Source organism: Cupriavidus sp. YR651, assembly GCF_900101625.1.
In the GTDB taxonomy this organism is placed as follows: Bacteria; Pseudomonadota; Gammaproteobacteria; order Burkholderiales; family Burkholderiaceae; genus Cupriavidus.
Genome location: NZ_FMYZ01000001.1, coordinates 901057 through 919984, shown reverse-complemented (window position 1 = coordinate 919984; position 18928 = coordinate 901057). Strand labels below are relative to the sequence as shown.

Annotated in this window: 16 protein-coding genes; 8 read left to right on the top strand and 8 right to left on the bottom strand. The window is 66.6% G+C overall.

The features are described from left to right. Nucleotides 1-75: 75 nt before the first annotated feature. Nucleotides 76-960, top strand: coding sequence for a LysR substrate-binding domain-containing protein (locus BLR29_RS04100; protein ID WP_092134782.1), 885 nt, complete (start codon nt 76-78; stop codon nt 958-960). 180 nt (nt 961-1140) lie between these two features. Here BLR29_RS04100 and BLR29_RS04095 read toward each other — a convergent pair whose 3' ends face one another. Together BLR29_RS04095 and BLR29_RS04090 are read right to left on the bottom strand one after the other, a co-directional pair. After that, nucleotides 1141-2643, bottom strand: a complete 1503-nt coding sequence (locus BLR29_RS04095; RefSeq protein ID WP_092134780.1) for a tripartite tricarboxylate transporter permease — start codon at nt 2641-2643, stop codon at nt 1141-1143. Nucleotides 2644-2655: 12 nt separating this feature from the next. Then, a complete protein-coding gene (locus BLR29_RS04090) occupies nt 2656-3117 on the bottom strand; it encodes a tripartite tricarboxylate transporter TctB family protein (RefSeq protein ID WP_092134779.1) in 462 nt (153 codons plus the stop codon). Nucleotides 3118-3462: 345 nt separating this feature from the next. Between BLR29_RS04090 and BLR29_RS04085 the strand changes: the two genes are divergently transcribed. Further along, nucleotides 3463-5253 carry a potassium/proton antiporter gene (locus BLR29_RS04085; RefSeq protein WP_092134777.1) on the top strand — a complete coding sequence of 597 codons (1791 nt, stop codon included), beginning with the start codon at nt 3463-3465 and terminating at the stop codon, nt 5251-5253. 69 nt (nt 5254-5322) lie between these two features. Here the strand turns inward: BLR29_RS04085 and BLR29_RS04080 are convergent, their stop codons facing one another. The 3 genes from BLR29_RS04080 to BLR29_RS04070 all read right to left on the bottom strand — a co-directional run bounded on the left by BLR29_RS04080 (nt 5323) and on the right by BLR29_RS04070 (nt 8349). Continuing rightward, entirely contained in the window at nt 5323-6345 is a 1023-nt protein-coding gene (locus BLR29_RS04080; RefSeq protein ID WP_092134776.1) for a Bug family tripartite tricarboxylate transporter substrate binding protein, read from the bottom strand. Between the two features lie 77 nt (nt 6346-6422). Next, nucleotides 6423-6878, bottom strand: coding sequence for a DUF2214 family protein (locus tag BLR29_RS04075; protein ID WP_092134774.1), 456 nt, complete (start codon nt 6876-6878; stop codon nt 6423-6425). 250 nt (nt 6879-7128) lie between these two features. After that, on the bottom strand, nt 7129-8349 hold the full coding sequence (locus BLR29_RS04070) for a CaiB/BaiF CoA transferase family protein (protein WP_092134773.1): 1221 nt from the start codon (nt 8347-8349) through the stop codon (nt 7129-7131). Between the two features lie 353 nt (nt 8350-8702). On the opposite strand from BLR29_RS04070, the gene alaS reads away from it, so the two are divergent. Continuing rightward, on the top strand, nt 8703-11327 hold the full coding sequence (gene alaS, locus BLR29_RS04065) for an alanine--tRNA ligase (protein ID WP_092134771.1): 2625 nt from the start codon (nt 8703-8705) through the stop codon (nt 11325-11327). 111 nt (nt 11328-11438) lie between these two features. Here alaS and BLR29_RS04060 read toward each other — a convergent pair whose 3' ends face one another. The 3 genes from BLR29_RS04060 to BLR29_RS04050 all read right to left on the bottom strand — a co-directional run bounded on the left by BLR29_RS04060 (nt 11439) and on the right by BLR29_RS04050 (nt 14658). Then, nucleotides 11439-12203, bottom strand: a complete 765-nt coding sequence (locus BLR29_RS04060) for a slipin family protein (protein ID WP_092134769.1) — start codon at nt 12201-12203, stop codon at nt 11439-11441. 1 nt (nt 12204) lies between these two features. Beyond that, on the bottom strand, nt 12205-13674 hold the full coding sequence (locus BLR29_RS04055) for an NfeD family protein (protein WP_369804551.1): 1470 nt from the start codon (nt 13672-13674) through the stop codon (nt 12205-12207). A 99-nt stretch (nt 13675-13773) separates the two neighbouring features. Continuing rightward, the gene (locus tag BLR29_RS04050; protein ID WP_092134768.1) at nt 13774-14658 is read right to left on the bottom strand and encodes a LysR family transcriptional regulator; all 885 of its coding nucleotides are present in this window, start codon (nt 14656-14658) and stop codon (nt 13774-13776) included. A gap of 132 nt (nt 14659-14790) precedes the next feature. Here BLR29_RS04050 and BLR29_RS04045 point away from each other — a divergent pair, with 132 nt between their 5' ends. The 5 genes from BLR29_RS04045 to BLR29_RS04025 all read left to right on the top strand — a co-directional run bounded on the left by BLR29_RS04045 (nt 14791) and on the right by BLR29_RS04025 (nt 18921). Continuing rightward, on the top strand, nt 14791-16032 hold the full coding sequence (locus BLR29_RS04045; RefSeq protein WP_255371080.1) for a YbfB/YjiJ family MFS transporter: 1242 nt from the start codon (nt 14791-14793) through the stop codon (nt 16030-16032). A gap of 90 nt (nt 16033-16122) precedes the next feature. Continuing rightward, entirely contained in the window at nt 16123-16896 is a 774-nt protein-coding gene (locus BLR29_RS04040) for a class II aldolase/adducin family protein (protein WP_092134766.1), read from the top strand. Between the two features lie 50 nt (nt 16897-16946). Continuing rightward, nucleotides 16947-17135, top strand: coding sequence for a 4-oxalocrotonate tautomerase (locus tag BLR29_RS04035; RefSeq protein ID WP_092134765.1), 189 nt, complete (start codon nt 16947-16949; stop codon nt 17133-17135). 59 nt (nt 17136-17194) lie between these two features. Continuing rightward, complete coding sequence (locus tag BLR29_RS04030) at nt 17195-18226, top strand: threonine aldolase family protein (protein WP_092134763.1); 1032 nt, start codon at nt 17195-17197, stop codon at nt 18224-18226. Nucleotides 18227-18324: 98 nt separating this feature from the next. Then, the gene (locus BLR29_RS04025; RefSeq protein WP_092134761.1) at nt 18325-18921 is read left to right on the top strand and encodes an NUDIX domain-containing protein; all 597 of its coding nucleotides are present in this window, start codon (nt 18325-18327) and stop codon (nt 18919-18921) included. The last annotated feature ends 7 nt before the right edge of the window (nt 18922-18928 follow it).

Genomic DNA, 18928 nt, shown 5'->3' with positions numbered 1-18928 from the left:
CACAATGAAAGCTAATATTCCTTTTGCGATTCACAAGAAAACCTTGTGAGTGGATGCACCACAATCGAGCCTGACATGAGCACTATCCGTTTCCTTCGTACTCTCGTGGCCGTCGCCGAGCAGGGGTCCTTTGCCGCCGCGGCCGGCCAGGTAGCGCTGACCCAGGCCGCCGTCAGCCTGCAGATGCGCTCGCTGGAGCAGGAGTTGCGGCGCGAACTGTTCGACCGCAGCGGCCGCGTGGCCGTGCTCAACGCGGACGGGCGGGAGCTGCTGCCACGGGCGCGCCAGCTGCTGGCACTCTACGACGAGATGCGATTGCCGCTGGCGGCGTCCGAGGCCATGGCCGGGGCGGTGGCCGTGGGCGCGGTGGTGTCGGTGATGGGGGGGCTGTCCCACGTGGTGGCACGGATGAAACGCGCCTACCCTGCGCTGGACGTGCGTCTGGTGGGTGCCAAGTCGATCGACCTGGCCGCGCAGGTGGAGAGCGGGGAGCTCGATGCGGCGTTCCTGGTGGAGGGATCGGCCCGGCCGGCCGGCGCGCTGCGCTGGACGCCGCTCTACCAGGAGCCGCTGGTCGCCATCGCCGCGCGCGGCAGTCCGGGCGAGACGGCACGCCAGGCGCTGGCGGCCAATCCGTTCCTGCGCTTCGACCGCGGCCAGCGCACCGGCGCGCTCGTGGAGCGCGCGCTACGCCGTGCGCACCTGCGGACCAATGAGTTCCTCGAACTCAATTCGATCGAGGCGCTGGTCGAGCTGGTGCGGCAGGAAGTGGGCGTGACCGTGGTGCCTTTGCTCAAGCGCGCGCGCTGGCGCGACGACGATGCGCTCCGGATCCTGCCGCTGCAGGCCGCTGGGGACCCGGTGGTGCGTACGATCGGCATGCTGGAGCGGCGCGATCACGGCCGGGGACACGTGACGGAGGCGATCCGCGCTGCATGCGCCGGCCTGTTTGGCGGCTAGCGCCGGCGTAGGCGGCCGGGGTAGGCGTGCGGCCGCAGACAGTACAAGTGGTACGGCCAGGCCGTGCAACGACGCCAGGATCTTTTTGAAACGACCTCTACGGAGGCGGAATAAAAAAAGGGCGCCTTGCGGCGCCCTGAGTTTGCGTTGTGTGGCCGGTAACCCCGGCCTGGCTACTGCTTATTCTTCCTGGAACGCTTCTTCACGCTTGGACTTGATCGCCGGCATCGCCACGATCGCCACCAGGACCGCCGCGGCGATCAGCAGGCCCAGCGACAGCGGACGCGTCACGAACACGCTGAAGTCACCACGCGACAGCAGCAGCGAGCGGCGGAAGTTCTCTTCCATCATCGGTCCCAGCACGAAGCCGAGCAGCAGCGGTGCCGGTTCGCACTTGAGCTTGATGAACAGGTAGCCGATCACGCCGAAGGCTGCGGTCTTGAACACGTCGAAGGTGTTGTTGTTGACCGAGTACACGCCGATGCCGCAGAACGTGAGGATGGCGGGGTACAGGTAGCGGTACGGCACGTTCAGCAGCTTCACCCAGATGCCGATCATCGGCAGGTTCAGGATGATCAGCATGAGGTTGCCGATCCACATCGAGGCGATCAGGCCCCAGAACAGCGCCGGGTTGCTGGTCATCACCTGCGGGCCGGGCTGGATGTTGTGGATGGTCATCGCGCCCACCATCAGCGCCATCACGGCGTTAGGCGGAATACCGAGCGTCAGCAGCGGGATGAACGAGGTCTGTGCCGCGGCGTTGTTGGCCGATTCCGGACCTGCCACGCCTTCGATCGCGCCCTTGCCGAATTCATGCGCATACTTCGACGTCTTCTTTTCCAGCGAGTAGGCTGCAAACGAAGCCAGTGCCGCACCGCCGCCCGGCAGGATGCCCAGTGCGGAACCCAGCGCCGTGCCACGCAGCACGGCCGGGATCATGCGCTTGAAGTCAGCCTTGGTCGGGAACAGGTTGGTGATGTGGTCGGTAAAGGTCTCGCGGGCATCCTTCTGTTCGAGGTTCGCGATGATTTCCGCGAAGCCGAACACGCCCATGGCCACCGAAACGAAGTTCAGGCCGTCGGTCAGTTCGGGTACGTCGAACGAGAAGCGCGCCGCGCCCGAGTTCACGTCGGTACCGACCAGGCCCAGCAGCAGACCCAGCACGATCATGGCGATTGCCTTGACCAGCGAACCCGAGGCCAGCACCACGGCGCCGATCAGGCCCAGCACCATCAGCGAGAAGTACTCGGCGGGGCCGAACTTGAACGCCAGTTCCGACAGCGGTGCGGCAAAGGCGGCCAGGATCAGCGTGGCCACGCAGCCGGCGAAGAACGAGCCCAGACCGGCAGTGGCCAGCGCCACGCCGGCGCGGCCACGTCGCGCCATCTGGTAACCGTCGATGGTGGTCACCACCGACGACGATTCACCAGGCAGGTTCACCAGGATGGCGGTCGTGGAACCACCGTACTGGGCGCCGTAGTAAATACCGGCCAGCATGATCAGCGCGGCCACCGGCGGCAGCGTGTAGGTCACCGGCAGCAGCATGGCGATGGTGGCCAGAGGCCCCAGGCCCGGCAGCACGCCAATCAGGGTGCCCAGCACGCAGCCCAGGAAGGCGTACGCGAGGTTCTGGAAGGACAGGGCGGTAGCAAAGCCCAGTCCGAGGTTGGAGAGTAGTTCCATGTTGGCGGCTCCTTAGCTTGCCAGGAAAGCCGGCCACACCGGCATCTGCAGGTTGATGCCGTACACGAATGCGCCCAGGCTGATCACCACGAGGATGATCGCGTTCAGGACGGTACCCTTCCAGCTGAATTCATGACTGGCCATCGAGGAGACGAGCACCAGCACCAGCACCGACAGCACCATGCCCAGCGGCTTGAGCAGCAGGCCGAACAGCACTACGGCGCCAAGGATCCAAAGCAGCGTCTTGATGTCCCAGCGGGCCAGCTGGTCTTCTTCCATCTTGGAAGACAGCGAGCCCCACAGTACCAGCGCGCCCAGCAGGGCGAGCACGACGCCGAGCCAGAACGGGAAGTACCCCGGTCCCATCTTGGCGGCTGTTCCCATGGAATAGCCACGGGCGACGAAGGAAAAGCCGAATCCGACCAGGATGAACAACAGGCCGGAGGCAAAGTCCTTTTGGCTACGTATGCGCAAAATGATTCTCCTCGATATTGACTGCTTGAAATCGTCGCGGCGGAGCCGGATCGTCCGGCTTCATGCAAGGCAGGAAGGGGCAATCTCCCCCGACCCCGCCACGGGCAGGGTGGAAGTTAAAAGCGCATCCTTTCAGCTACCTTTCATATGTCTGCAATCAGGGGCAACTTCAGGGTATGTCCCTAGGGAGACGTCTGAAAGGACGCAGTAAGTCGTTGACGTTGCAACGAAAAAAGGAAAACAAAGGGGTAGACAAGGGGCGGACGGACGGGGCGAAAAACGCGTGCGCTATCATCAACCGCACAAGTGGACGCGGGCGCGCTGAAAGGAATCGAAAGGAGTCATTTGGAAAGTATTGACCATGCCATCCTGATCGGCGCCGTGGTGATGACGCTCGGTATCGTCGTAGGGGCGTTCTCGGCGCGTTTCGGCGTGCCGTTCCTGCTGGTCTTCCTGGGCGTCGGCATGCTGGCCGGCGTGGACGGCCCGGGGGGCATCCGTTTTTCCAATACCTGGCTCAGCTTCCTGGTGGGCAATATCGCGCTGGCGATCATCCTGCTCGACGGTGGGTTGCGCACGCGCTTTGCCACGTTCCGCGTGGCCCTGCGGCCCTCGCTGGCACTGGCCACGCTCGGCGTGGTGATCACGGCGGGCCTGGTCGGCGCTTTTGCCACCTGGGTCCTGAAGATCGACTGGAAGCTCGGGTTGCTGCTGGGCGCGATCGTCGGGTCGACCGACGCGGCGGCGGTGTTCTCGCTGCTCAACAGCAGCGGCATCCGGCTCAAGGAGCGCGTGGCCAGCGTGCTGGAGATCGAATCCGGCATCAACGATCCGATGGCCATTTTCCTGACGCTTACGCTGATCGAATGGATCACCGCGCCGCAGTCGCTGTCCGCGGGCGCGCTGGCATGGCGGCTGGTGGTGCAGTTTGGCGTGGGGGGCGCGTTGGGCGTCGGCCTCGGCTATTGCCTCGCGAATGTGCTTGAGCGCGTCAACGTGGGCGAGGGGTTGCAGGCGATCCTGGTCTGCTCGGGTGGCGCGATGGTCTTTGCGATCGTCCAGAGCGTCGGCGGCAGCGGGTTCCTGGCCGTGTACCTGGCTGGCATGATCATCGGCAACCGCGAGCGCGCGGTCACCGCCGACACCATGCGCGCAATGGACGGCATGGCCTGGCTGGCCCAGTCGGCCATGTTCCTGCTGCTGGGGCTGCTGGTCACGCCACACCGGATCTGGGAAGTGGCCCTGCCGGCCGCGGCCGTGGCACTGTTCCTGATGTGCGTGGCGCGGCCGCTGGCGGTCTGGGTGTCGCTGCTGCCTTTCCGCTTCAGCGCGGGGGAGAAGGGCTTCCTGGCCTGGATGGGCTTGCGCGGGGCCGTGCCGATCGTGCTGTCCCTCTTCCCGCTGCTGCAGGGCATGGAGGATTCCGGCCTGTTGTTCCGCATCGCCTTTGCGGTGGTGCTGGCCAGCCTGCTGTGCCAGGGGACGACTGTGGCGCTGGCGGCGCGTCTGGCGCGCGTGCTGCGCCCGGCCTACACGGAACCGCTGTCGCGCGAACGGCTGCAAGGCACGCGCGCGCCGTCGCTGGAGCTGATGCAGTTCCTGGTGGCGGCCAATTCGTCGGTGGAGAATTTGCGTGCCGATCAGCTGGAGCTGCCGCCACGCAGCCGACTGATGACGGTGGCGCGCGACGGCGTGCTGGTGTCGCTCGATCAGGTCATCCTGCGCGCCGGCGACGCGGTGTCGGTGGTGGCGCCGGGCAGCACGGTGCCGCTGCTGTCGCGCCTGTTCCTGACCGCGGCCCGGCCACCCGCATGGGATCAGGCATCGCACGACTTCCTGCTCTCCGGCGACGCCTTCCTGCGCGACGTGGCCGCACTCTATGGCACCCGCGCGCTGACACCGGCCGAGCATGCGCTGACGCTGGAAAACGCCATGCTGGCGGCGTTTCCGTCGCCGCCGGTGGAGGGCGATGCCGTGGAGATTGCCGGATTGCGGCTGACGGTGACCCGCATGGACGGGCCCCGGATCGTGCAGGTGGGATTGTTGCTGCCGCGCGGGCCGGCAGCGGCCGACACGGCCAAGGACAGGTTGTGGCGCCTGCGGCGAAAATCGCCGGGCGCCACGGATCACGCGTAGCGGTCAGTCGACTATCAGTTGACCCGCGGTCGGCGCTCAGTCGACCTTCAATCGACCCTCAATCGGCCCTCAATCGACCTTCGCGCCGGACACTTTTACCACCTGTCCGTACTTCTTCAGTTCCTTCTGGATCAGCGCCGCGAACTGTTCAGGCGTGGTCGGGGCCGGCTGCGCGCCGATGCGGGCCAGACGGGCGCGCATGTCGTCGGTCTTCAGGATCGCCACGATGTCGTGGTTGAGGCGGTCGACGATGTCACGCGGCGTTCCGGCCGGGGCCAGCACCCCAAACCACGTGGAGATGTCGAACCCCTCCAGCCCCAGGCCCTTGCCGGCTTCCGCGATGGTCGGCAGATCCGGGAACGTGGCGGCGCGGCTGGCCGTGGTCACGGCAAACGCCTTGAGCTTGCCAGCCTTGATGTTGGCCGACGCCGAGGCCAGGTTGTCGAAGATCAGGTCAGTCTGGCCGGACAGCACCGACAACTGCGCGGGCGATGCGCCGTTATACGGAATGTGGACCATGCTGACATGGGCCATGCTCTTGAACAGCTCGCCCGACAGGTGGCCGGCGCTGCCATTGCCGCCGGATGCGTAGTCGAGCTTTCCGGGATGCTTGCGCGCGTATTCCACCAGGTCGCGCACGTTGTTGATGTGCAGCTCGGCGGCCTTGCCCGGATGCATCACCAGCACGTTGGGCACGTCGGCGACCAGCGTCACGGGCGCGAAGTCCTTGACCGGGTCATACGGCATCTTGCTGAACAGCGTCGGGTTGATGGCATGCGTGGCCACCGCGCCCATTACGATCGTGTAGCCATCCGCCGGTTGCTTGGCCACGTAGTCCGCGCCCAGGTTGCCACCCGCGCCGGGCTTGTTTTCCACCACCACGGGCTGCCCCAGGCTGTCGCGCAGCTTTTCGCCGATGGCGCGCGCCACGGTGTCCAGCGGTCCGCCGGCCGGGTAGGGCACCACGAACTTGATCGGCTTGGTCGGCCAGTTGCCGGCGGCATGCGCGGGCGTGGTCATCGGCAGGGTGGCGGCCACCAGCGTGGCCACGGTGGCGGCCATCTTCGTGGCCGTGAAGAGAGTCTTCAGCATATGGGATCGGAACGACGGAGCGATTGGGAAAGCGGGTGGCCGGGACGTACGTGGCGCCCCGGCGCTGGCCGGGCAGTTCAGTGGATGCCGATGCCGCGCGCCATCATCACGGCGCAGAGCGGCAGCAGGATAAATACGTGGGCTTCGATCATGACCCAGCGGCGGGCCTTCTTGATCTCGGCGGGCGTCGGCACGAAGTCGGGCAGCTTGCGCGCCTGCTTGCGCCAGCGCGCGATGGCGAACGTCGGCGGCAGCGAGCTCAGGGCGATCAGCACGAAAATCGTGACCTTGGCGTGGAACCACGGGTTGTGCAGGTAGAAATCCGCACCCTTGGCGCCATAGAACAGCCGCAGCAGGCCGGTGGCCAGCACGACCATCGCCGACAGGAAATAGAACAGGTCGTACAGCGAGAGCCGCCGCACGGTGGCCGGCGTCATTTCAGGCCGCAGCACGACGGCTTCGGCGGCCAGCAGCGTGACCAGCACGAAAATCGCGAGGAAATGGAAGAACGCCAGCAGGGCATCGGTCAGCATGAATTCTCCTTGGGCGAGTCGCGGCTGCGCTGGCGCGCGCTTTCAGACCGCGGCGATTGGCTTGCAAACTTCGCTTTCAATGGGAACTGCGGGGGACGACTTTGGACTTCTGGTTGTCTCGCCCGGTCCGGGGAAGGCCCCGGACCCTGCCTGCGCCGGTCTGTGCCGGTTCAGAGGTTGCTTCAAAAATGAAGCGAAGCGGTCCTGGCCAGGCCGTGCAGCGACGCCAGGATCTTCCTGAAGCGACCTCTTAGAGCACGCCCTTGGCGCGCAAGGCGGCGATGTGTTCGGCACTGTAGCCGAGTGTCTCGCCGAGCACCACATCGGTGTGCTCGCCCAGCAACGGTGGATGGCGCAGCGCCTCGGGCGGCGTGACGCTCATCCGCATCGGGCTGCCGACCAGCTTTACCTCGCCGGCGGTGGGGTGCGGCAGATCGACGCGCAGGCCGCGCGCCAGGACCTGCTCGTTCTCGAAGACTTCGTCGAGCGAGTTGATCGGGCCGCAGGGCACGCCTGCTTTCTCGAGGTCCAGGATCCATTGCTGGCGCGTGCGCGGCAGCACCATGTCGGCCAGGATCGGCACCAGCTCGTCACGGTTGGCCACGCGCTGCGGATTGGTGGCGAAGCGCGGGTCGTCGGCCAGTTCCGGCCGGCCGCCGGCCGTCACGAACTTGCGGAATTGCCCGTCGTTGCCCACCGCCACGATGATCCAGCCGTCGGCGGCATGGAAGGTCTGGTAGGGAACGATGTTCGGGTGGGCATTGCCCCAGCGCCGCGGCGCCACGCCGCTGGCCAGGTAGTTGGTGTTCATGTTGGCCAGCATGGCCACCTGCACGTCCAGCAGCGCCATGTCGATGTACTGGCCCTCGCCGGTGCGGTCGCGGTGGGCGAGGGCGGCCAGCACCGCGATGGTCGCGTACTGGCCGGTCATCAGGTCGGAAATCGCCACGCCGGCTTTCTGCGGGCCGCCGCCGGGCAGGTCGTCGCGCTCGCCGGTCAGGCTCATGAATCCGCCCATGCCCTGGATGATGAAGTCATAGCCGGGGCGCTGGGCATACGGGCCGGTCTGGCCGAAACCGGTGACCGAGCAATAGATGATGTCCGGCTTGACGGCTTTCAGTGACTCGTAATCCAGCCCATACTTGCTGAGTTGCCCGACCTTGTAGTTTTCCAGCACCACGTCGCTTTTGGCGGCCAGTTCGCGCACCAGCTGCTGGCCTTCCGGCGTGCTGATGTCGCAGGTCACGGAGCGCTTGTTGCGGTTGGCGGCCAGGTAGTAGGCGGCTTCGGCCGTGTCGCGGCCGTCTTCGGCCTTGAGCCACGGCGGGCCCCAGGTGCGGGTGTCGTCGCCGGCACCGGGGCGCTCGATCTTGATGACATCGGCGCCGAAGTCGGCAAGGTTCTGGGCGCACCATGGCCCGGCGAGGACGCGGGTCAGGTCGAGGACGCGGAGATGGCTCAAGGCTCCCATGGCAGAGACGGCGAGGCGTGGAGGTGGGGTGAGTGGGGCGGGGCGGCGGCGCGGCGCGAAAGGCCGTGGCGGAGCCCGGGCGGACAGCCTGCACTCTACCACCCGGCAGGGCGGCCGACGCACCCCGGTGGGGCATCCGTGGGCGATAGCCGGCCAATTGACGACGACTCGTCGCTCACCCGGCTCCCGCCCGGCCCCCGTCCCGCCACCGGCCGGCTGTCCGGCGGCTGCCGGGCGGACACGGGCCGCCCGCGAGACTGCCCCGGGGCGGGGCTTGCCCGTATAATCAACGGTTTGCAAATCCAACCTGACTGACTGCGCCCTGCCACGACGCGGGAGGCGCCCGATACAACATGAAAGTCTCCGACATTCGCAGCAAGTTCCTGCAGTACTTCGAGTCGAAGGGCCATTCCGTGGTCCGCTCGTCCAGCCTGGTGCCGGCGAACGACCCGACGCTGCTGTTCACCAATTCGGGCATGGTGCAGTTCAAGGACGTGTTCCTGGGCACCGACAAGCGTCCCTACACGCGCGCCACGTCGTCCCAGCGCTCGGTCCGCGCCGGCGGCAAGCACAACGACCTCGAGAATGTGGGCTATACGGCTCGTCACCACACGTTCTTCGAGATGCTCGGCAATTTCTCGTTTGGCGATTACTTCAAGCGCGAAGCCATCCAGTACGCTTGGGAACTGCTGACCAAGGTCTACCAGCTTCCCGCCGAGAAGCTGTGGGTCACGGTCTACGCCGAAGACGACGAGGCCTATGACATCTGGGCCAAGGAAGTGGGCGTGCCGGCCGAGCGCATCGTGCGCATCGGCGACAACAAGGGCGCGCGCTACGCGTCGGACAACTTCTGGCAGATGGCCGACACCGGCCCGTGCGGCCCGTGCTCGGAAATCTTCTACGACCACGGCCCGGAAGTGTGGGGCGGCCCCCCGGGATCGCCCGAGGAAGACGGCGACCGCTACATCGAGATCTGGAACCTGGTGTTCATGCAGTTCAACCGCGACGAGCAGGGCAACATGACGCCGCTGCCCAAGCCGTGCGTGGACACCGGCATGGGCCTGGAGCGTATTGCCGCGGTGCTGCAGCACGTGCACAGCAACTATGAGATCGACCTGTTCCAGGCACTCATCAAGGCTGCTGGCCGCGAGACCCACATCGACAACCTGAACCAGAATTCGCTGAAGGTCATCGCCGACCACATCCGCGCCTGCTCGTTCCTGATCGTCGACGGCGTGATTCCCGGCAACGAAGGGCGCGGCTATGTGCTGCGCCGGATCGTGCGCCGCGCCATCCGCCACGGCTACAAGCTGGGCCAGAAGACGCCGTTCTTCCACAAGATGGTGCCGGACCTCGTGGCGCAGATGGGCCAGGCCTATCCGGAACTGGCCGAAGCGCAGACGCGCGTGGTGGAAGTGCTGAAGGCCGAGGAAGAGCGCTTCTTCGAGACCATCGAGAACGGCATGTCGATCCTCGACGGCGCCGTGGCCGAGCTGAAGACGCGCGGTGGCAAGGTGCTGGACGGCGAACTGGCGTTCAAGCTCCACGACACGTTCGGCTTCCCGCTGGACCTGACGCAGGACGTGGCGCGCGAGCAGGAAATCACGGTCGACGAGACCGCGTTTGACGCCGCGATGACCCGCCAGCGCGAGCAGGCCCGCGCGGCCGGCAAGTTCAAGATGGCGGCCGGCCTCGAGTACACGGGCGACAAGACCGTGTTCCACGGCTACGATTCGCTGGGCGTCGAGCGCGCGCGCGTGACGGCCCTGTACGTGGATGGCGCCGCCGTCGATACGATGCAGCCGGGCCAGACCGGCGTCGTCGTGCTGGACAACACGCCGTTCTATGCGGAGTCCGGTGGCCAGGTGGGCGACCAGGGCACGCTGGTGTCGGGTCCGGCGGTGTTCAGCGTGACCGACACGACCAAGATCCAGAACGAAGTCTTCGGCCATCAGGGCACGCTGACGAACGGTCCGCTGAAGGTCGGCGACACGCTTGCCGCGCAGGTGGATGCCAACCGCCGTGCGCGCACCGTGCGCAACCACTCGGCGACCCACCTGATGCACAAGGCCCTGCGCGAGGTGCTGGGCACGCACGTGCAGCAGAAGGGTTCGCTGGTCGATGCCGACAAGACGCGTTTCGACTTCTCGCACAACGCGGCGCTGACGGACGAGCAAATCCGCCAGGTGGAAGAGATCGTCAACGCCGAGATCCTGCGCAACGAGGCCACCCGTGCCGAGGTCATGCCGTTCGATGACGCGGTGAAGGGCGGCGCGATGGCGCTGTTCGGCGAGAAGTACGCCGACGATGTGCGCGTGCTGTCGATCGGGACGTCGAAGGAGCTGTGTGGCGGCACGCACGTGTCGCGCACCGGCGATATCGGCCTGTTCAAGATCGTGGTGGAAGCGGGCGTGGCCGCCGGCATCCGCCGCGTGGAAGCCATCACCGGCGACAACGCGCTGCACTACCTGCAGGCGCTGGACGCGCGCCTGAACGAAGCCGCCGCCGCGCTGCGCGCCCAGCCTTCGGAACTGGTGCCGCGTATCGGCCAGGTGCAGGACCAGGTCCGCGCGCTGGAGAAGGAACTGGAGAAGCTCAAGAGCAAGCTGGCGTCGTCGCAAGGCGATGAGCTGGCCGCGCAGGCGGTGGACGTCAAGGGCCTCAAGGTGCTGGCGGCCCAGCTCGACGGCGCCGACGTGAAGACGCTGCGCGAGACGATGGACAAGCTCAAGGACAAGCTCCAGAGCGCGGCCATCGTACTGGGCGCCGTGGCCGACGGCAAGGTCAGCCTGATTGCTGGCGTGACCGCCGACGCGACGTCGAAGGTAAAGGCTGGCGATCTCGTCAACTTCGTGGCCCAGCAGGTGGGCGGCAAGGGTGGCGGCCGTCCGGACATGGCGCAGGCGGGCGGCACCGAGCCGGCCAATCTGCCGAAGGCGCTGGCCGGCGTCAGCGAATGGGTGGCGACCAAGGTCTGATGCCTTGATCCACGCATGACAAGGGGCGCTTCGGCGCCCCTTGTTTTTGTGTCCCTTGTTTCTGCATCTCTTCCCTCTGCATCCCTTGTTCTTACATCCTTCGTTCCTGCATCAAACCTCGCGCTTTCCGACGACGGCCGCCAGCCCGCTCAGCAGGTCCATCGGCAACGGAAACACGATCGTCGAGCTCTTGTCCCCGGCGATCTGCGTCAGCGTCTGCAAGTAGCGCAGTTGCATTGCCTGCGGTTGCTGCGCGAGCATTTGCGCGGCCTCCAGCAGCTTCACGGAAGCCTGCAACTCGCCCTCCGCGTGAATGATCTTGGCGCGGCGTTCGCGTTCCGCCTCCGCCTGGCGCGCGATCGCCCGGATCATCGATTCGTTCAGGTCCACATGCTTGATCTCGACGTTCGACACCTTGATGCCCCACGCATCGGTCTGCGCGTCCAGCACCTTCTGGATGTCGAGGTTCAGCTTCTCGCGCTCGGCGAGCATTTCATCGAGTTCATGCTTGCCCAGCACGGAACGCAGCGTGGTCTGCGCAAGCTGGCTGGTCGCCTCCATGAAATTCGCCACCTGGATGATCGCGCGCTCCGGGTCCACCACGCGGAAGTACACCACCGCGTTGACCTTGACCGACACGTTGTCATGCGAGATCACGTCCTGCGGCGGCACATCGAACACGACGGTCCGCAGATCCACGCGCACCATCTGCTGGACTGCGGGAATGAGCAGCACCAGCCCGGGCCCCTTGACACGCCAGAACCGGCCGAGCATGAAGACGACGCCGCGCTCATATTCGCGCAGCACGCGGAACGCGGCCACGACCAGCAGGACGAGCAGGAAGATCAGGCCACCGAAACTGAATCCGAATGCCATGTCAGGCTCCCTTGTTGTGGGGGGAAGTTGCAAAGCCGGCGTCGCTGGCCATCACGTCCAGCACCAGCCCACGCCGCGCCGTCACGCGCACCTGCTGGCCGCGCGCCAGCGGCACGGTGCTGTGGATGCGCCATTGCTCGCCCCGCACCATGGCCCAGCCGTCGGCCTGCGTGTCGTCGATCACGATGCCCACGGTGCCGAGCAGGGTATCCGCGCCACTGACGACCGGCCGCCGCCGCGAGCGCAGCAGCAGCGCGGACATGCCGAAGAGGAAGATGGCGGAGATACCCGACAGCGCGCCGATCAGCGACAACGGCACGCCAAAGCCGGGCACATCGGTATCGATGAGCATCACGGCGCCGAAGGCAAACGCGATGATTCCGCCCACGCCGAGCGCGCCGAAGGTCGGCAGGAATATCTCCGCCACCATGCAGCCGACACCCAGCGCGATCAGCGCCAGCCCCGCGTAGTTGACGGGCAGCATCTGCAGCGCGAACAGGCCCAGCAACAGGCAGATCGCCCCCGCGATGCCCGGCACGACCATGCCCGGCGTGGAGAATTCGAAGATCAGCCCGTAGATGCCGATCATCATCAGGATCAGCGCGACGCTGGGCTCGGTGATGACGGCCAGGAACCGGCTGCGCCAGTCGGGTTCCAGGGTCACCACGGGGGCGTTCGCGGTGCGCAGCACGCGCGCGGCGCCTGCGGCTTCCACGCGTTTGCCGTCCACTTGCCGCAGCAGCGTCGGCAGGTCCGCCGCCACGAGGTCCGCCACGCGCTGGGTCACGGCCTCTTCGGCCGACAGGCTCACCGCCTCGCGCACAGCCCGCTCGCCCCATTCGGCATTGCGGTGGCGCAGTTGCGCCAGGCCGCGGATATACGCGGAGGCGTCGTGCATCTGCTTGCGCGCCATGGTGTCCTCCGGCGGCGCGCTGGCCGGGGCGGAAGCGGGGGCCGGGGCGGCTTCGGGCTTGGGCCCGCCAACGCCAATCTGCACGGGACTGGCCGCGCCCAGGTTGGTGCCGGGCGCCATGGCGGCGATGTGGCTGGCGTAGAGGATGTAGGTGCCGGCGCTGGCCGCCCGCGCGCCACCCGGGAATACGTAAGTGGCCACCGGCACCGGCGACGCGAGGATGGCCTGGATGATGTCGCGCATGGACACGTCGAGCCCGCCCGGCGTGTCCATTTCCAGCACGATCAGTTGCGCGCCTTGCTTCTGGGCCAGCGCCATGCCGCGCACGGCAAAGCTGGCGCTGGCGGGGCCGATCGCACCCTTGACCGGAATGACATAGACGGGAGGTGTGGCGGGCGCGGTGGCGGACGTTGCAGCGGAATTCCCGGCCGACGGGGTCACGGTTTGCGCCAGCGCCACGAGCGGCCCCGCCATCGCCAGGATCATCAGAAGGCAGGCGGGCCAGGGCGCAGCCAGCCGGCGGGCCAACGACCGTATCAACGCAAGGGCGAGTGTCATGGCAGGACGTCGCCACGGGATATGCCGTGGTGACGCCACTTTCAGTGTAGGCGACCGGCCACATATTGCACGCTGTGCTGCGTGCGCCGGCGGCCCGCGTCAGGCCGCTTCGCGCGTGATATCCGTGGCTACGATGTTCGGCAGCATGTCGGCAAGTGCGGTCAGCGCCGCGCTGGTCATGGCGGGATGCCATGCCAGCACCGTCGTCACGCGGCCCGCTTCCCCAAGTGGATGGATGCTGATCTGCGGCAGATTACGGTAGAGCGCCAGCACGGAGCGCGGCACGATCGCCACGCCGATGCCCGCCGCCGCGCAGGTCACGATGGCGTGGTACGAGCCAAGCTGGATCACGCGCCGCGCCGCATTGCTGTACTGGCTGTACCAGTGTTCGAAGCGCGTGCGGTAGTTGCAGCCGGAGTCGAAGGCGAGCAGGGTGGGGCGTTCGATGTCCTCGGGCGTGCGGATCGGCGGATGCTGGGCGCTGGCGATGATCACCAGTTCCTCCTCGAAGCCCGGGCGGCTGACCAGGTCCGGATTGCCGAGCGGCTCGGCCACGAATGCGCAGTCCACCTCGAAGCGCTGCAGGGCATCCAGCGACTGGCGCGTGGTCAATGTCACGAGTTCCAGTTCCACCTCGGGCCACGCCTGATGGTAGGCCGCCAACACGGTGGGCAGCCGGCTGGCGGCGGTGCTCTCCATCGACGCAATCCGCAGTCGGCCGTGCGGGCGGGCCGGCTGCACGGCGTGCCGCGCCTCGTCGGACAATTGCAGGATCCGGCGCGCATAGTCGAACAGCGTCTGGCCGGCCGGCGTCAGCACCATGCGCTTGCCGTCCCGCACGAACAGGTCCACCCCCAGCGATTGCTCGAGCTGGCGTATCCGGGTGGTCACGTTGGATTGCACGCGATGCAGCCGTGCGGCGGCGCGTGTGATGCCGCCAGCCTCCACGACAGTGCGGAAGATCTCCAGCGCCGCCAGGTCCATGGCAGTCTCCTTTCTCAAATCGAGATGAAAGGCATCTCGATAATTCATTATCCGTGATGGGATTTGCGGCATAGCATAGGGGAAACTCAACCGTTCAGCCAAGGCGCCTCTTTGCAAGGTGCAGGTTCCTCCATGTCTCTCGTGAATATCGATCTCTCCGCCGGGCGCGTTGCCCGGCCAACCGCCGGCCCGTGGGCCGTGGCCATGGCCGGCTTCGTCTCGCTGGCACTGGCCATGGGCATCGGCCGGTTTGCCTTTACGCCGTTGTTGCCGATGATGCTGCACGACGGCTCCGTGACGCTGGCCGAGGGCGGCGCGCTGGCCACGATGAACTACATCGGCTACCTGCTGGGCGCGCTGCTGTGCCTGTTCATCCGCCCCGATCCCGTGCGGATCGTGCGCGGGTCGCTGGTGCTGACGGTCGTCCTGACGCTGGCCATGGCGCTGCCCGGCGGCATGCCGGCCTGGCTGACGTGGCGCACGATTGCCGGTGCTGCCAGCGCGGTGGTGATGGTCTACGCCACCGCGTGGTGCATGCAGCGGCTCGCCGAACTCGGTCATCCGACGCTGGGCGGGATCATGTTCTGCGGACCGGGCATTGGCATCGTGGTCACGGGCGTGTCGGTTTTCGGCATGGTGGGCGAGCACTGGCTGGCCAACTGCGGCTGGATTGCCTTTACGGTACTCGGCGCCGTGATGCTGGCGGCGGTCTGGCGCGTGTTCGGATCGCCGGCCCCCGCCGCGCATGCGCCATCCGGCCAGCCGGTGGCAGCCACGCGGGCCACGTCGGTCGTCACACCCGAGCTCAACCTGGAAACCTGGGCGCTGACCCTGGCGTACGGGCTGGCGGGCTTTGGCTACATCATCACCGCCACCTTCCTGCCAGTGATTGCGCGGCAGGCGATGCCCGGCACGGTCTGGGCGGACCTGTTCTGGCCGATCCTCGGTGCCGGCGTGGCGGTCGGCGCCTGGCTGGCCACGCGCGTCGGCATGCATCACGACAACCGGCGCATGATGATGATCCTGTACACGGTGCAGGCCATCGGCGTGGGCGTGGCCGCGGTCTGGCCGACGGTCGCCGGATTCGCCCTGAGCAGCCTGCTGGTGGGGCTGCCGTTCACGGCGCTGGTGTCGTTTGCGATGCGCGAGGCGCGCCGGCTCTGGGGCGCCTGCGCGCCAAAGCTGATCGGCCTGATGACCGCCGCCTACGCCCTCGGCCAGATTGCCGGGCCGCCGCTGGCGACGGCGCTGGTGGCGCGCACCGGCGGGTTTGCGGCATCGCTTGTCGTGGCGGCCGCGGCGTTGCTGGTCGGGGCCCTGATCTACCTGTGGATGTGGCGGGCGATGCCGGTTCGGGCGGCCACCTCGCGCTGAGGACTGCGCTACAGTATTGGCTTCGCCGCTCACTCGACCGGGGTGCATCCGCACCGGCGCTGCAGGGCGGCGTGCGGAGAATGCGTCCCCATGTCTTTTGCCTTGCAGCCCGGGCGTGCCGCGGGCCCGGCTCTTCCCGTCAGCGCCGAGGAAGCGCGCGTGCGCGCCGACCTGGCCGCCGCCTATCGGCTGGCCGCGCTGGAACGCTGGGATGACCTGATCTACACCCACATCTCGGCCACCGTCCCCGGCGAGCCGGACCACTTCCTGATCAACCCGTTCGGGTTTGCCTTCGATGAGATCTGCGCGTCCGATCTCGTCAAGATCAACGGCCGCGGCGAGGTGGTCGGCGAGACCGTCCATCCCGTCAATGTCACCGGATTCGCGCTGCACGCCGCCGTGCATGCCGCACGCGCCGACGCCCATTGCGTCATGCACCTGCACAACACGGCGGGTATCGCGGTGTCCGCGCAGGCGGAGGGGCTGCTGCCGCTGTCGCAGCACGCGATGCGCTTTCACGGCCGCATCGGCTATCACGACTACGAGGGCCTGGCGTTCACGCCGGCCGAGGGGGCGCGGCTCACCGCGTCGCTCGGCGGCCATCCCGCGATGCTGTTGCGCAACCACGGCACGCTGACCGTGGGGCGCACCGTGGCGGAAGCCTACGTGCTGATGGCAACCCTCATCAAGGCGTGCGAGATCCAGCTTGGCGCACAGCTCGGCAGCGCCACCGTGCAGCCGCTGGCGGCCGTGGTGGACAAGACGTCGCTGCAGCTCTACGACAACGGCGCCGTGGAGGGCGAGATGGAATGGCCCTCGCTGTTGCGCAAACTCGATAGAATCGATCCCTCTTGCCGGGACTGAATACCCGGTTTTCTGACAGAGCACCCGCAAAACCAAAGGAGTCACGAGAAATGCCCACGTTTCACGTCGAGATGTTCGAAGGCCGCACGGTCGAGCAGAAGCGCAAGCTGGTCGAGGAAGTGACCCGCGTCACCTGTGAGACGCTTGGATGTTCCGCGTCGGCCGTGGACATCATCATTACCGATATCAAGCGCGAGAACTGGTCCACCGGCGGCGAACTCTGGATCGACAAGAAGTAAGCCATCCGCGCCAGTTCACCACGCTGGCCTGCCATCCACGTTCTTCGCCGCCTCCCGCCATGCAGCATTTCGCCTCTGACAACTACGCCGGCTTCTGCCCGGAATCGCTCAAGTATTTCCTGGAAGCCAACGCGAGCGGCCACGAAAAGGCCTACGGCGACGACACCTGGACGCAAAAGGTCTGCGATCGCATTCGCGACCTGTTCCAGACCGATTGCGAGGTCTTCTTCGTTTTCAACGGCACGGCGGCCAATTCGCTGGCGCTGTCGTCGCTGTGCCAGTCGTATCACTCGGTGATCTGCCACGAACTGGCCCACATCGAGACCGACGAATGCGGCGGTCCGGAGTTCTTCTCGAACGGCTCCAAGCTGCTGACGGCTCCCGGCGAGAACGGCAAGCTGACGCCCGATGCCGTGGAGGCGCTGGTCACGCGCCGCACCGACATCCACTACCCGAAGCCCCGCGTGGTGTCGCTGACCCAGACGACGGAAGTTGGCACGGTCTACACCGTGGAAGAGGTGCGGGCGATTGCCGCCATCGCCAAGCGCCGGCAATTGCGCGTGCATATGGATGGCGCGCGCTTTGCCAATGCGGTGGCATCGCTGGGCGTGCATCCGTCCGAGATCACGTGGCGCGCCGGCGTGGATGTGCTGTGCTTCGGCGGGACCAAGAACGGCTTGCCGGTGGGGGAGGCCGTGGTGTTCTTCGACCGGCGCCTGGCGGAAGACTTTGCGTACCGCGTGAAGCAGGCCGGCCAGCTGGCGTCGAAGATGCGCTTCATTTCGGCACCCTGGCTGGGCATGCTGGAAAACGACGTGTGGCTGGCCAATGCGCGCCATGCCAACGCGATGGCGCAGCTGCTGCATCAGCGCATCGTCGATATCCCCGGCGTGCGGATCATGTTCCCGACGGAGTCGAATGCGGTCTTCGCCGAACTGCCGCTGCCGGCGATTGAAGCGTTGCGCGCGAAAGGCTGGTTGTTCTACACGTTCATCGGCGCGGGCGGTTGCCGCCTGATGTGTTCGTGGGACCTGCAGCCACAGACGGTGGAGGCGTTTGCCGCGGACATCCGCGCCGCCTGTACCCGCTGACGTAGCGATCGAACGGGCGATCGGAGGAACGATCGCGCCAGACGATCGACCTTGAATATCGAACCTGAACGGGCGCGACAGACGCCCAGGAGCCCTCGATGGAACCCTACCGATTCTGCCCCCGGTGCGGCTCGCCGCTGGAGCATTTGCCGATGTCAGGGCGCTGGCGGCATGCCTGCGTGCAGGATGGCTGTGGCTTTGTGCACTGGAACAACCCGCTGCCCGTGCTGGCGGCCGTGGTGGAGTATGAGGACAAGATCCTGCTGGCCCGCAACGCGGCCTGGCCGGAGAAGATGTTCGCGCTGGTGACGGGTTTCATGGAGCGCGACGAGACGCCGGAACTGGGCGTGGCGCGCGAGCTGAAAGAGGAGACCAACCTCGACACCGTTTCCGCGTCGCTGATCGGCGTCTACGAATTCATGCGCAAGAACGAGCTGATCATCGCCTATCACGTCAAGGCGACGGGGCGGATCGAACTGTCGGAGGAACTGGCGGAATACAAGCTGGTGGCGCCGGAGAAGATGCGGATCTGGAACGCCGGCACCGGGTTTGCCGTGGCCGACTTCCTGGAGCGGCGCGGCCTGCCGGTGCAGTTTTTCGACCGGGCGACGGGGGAAGACATTCCCGATCCACGCCGGCCGACGGACTTCAGCCAGGTCGGGGCTTCGTTACAATACGGCATCGACCAAAAATAGTGGGATG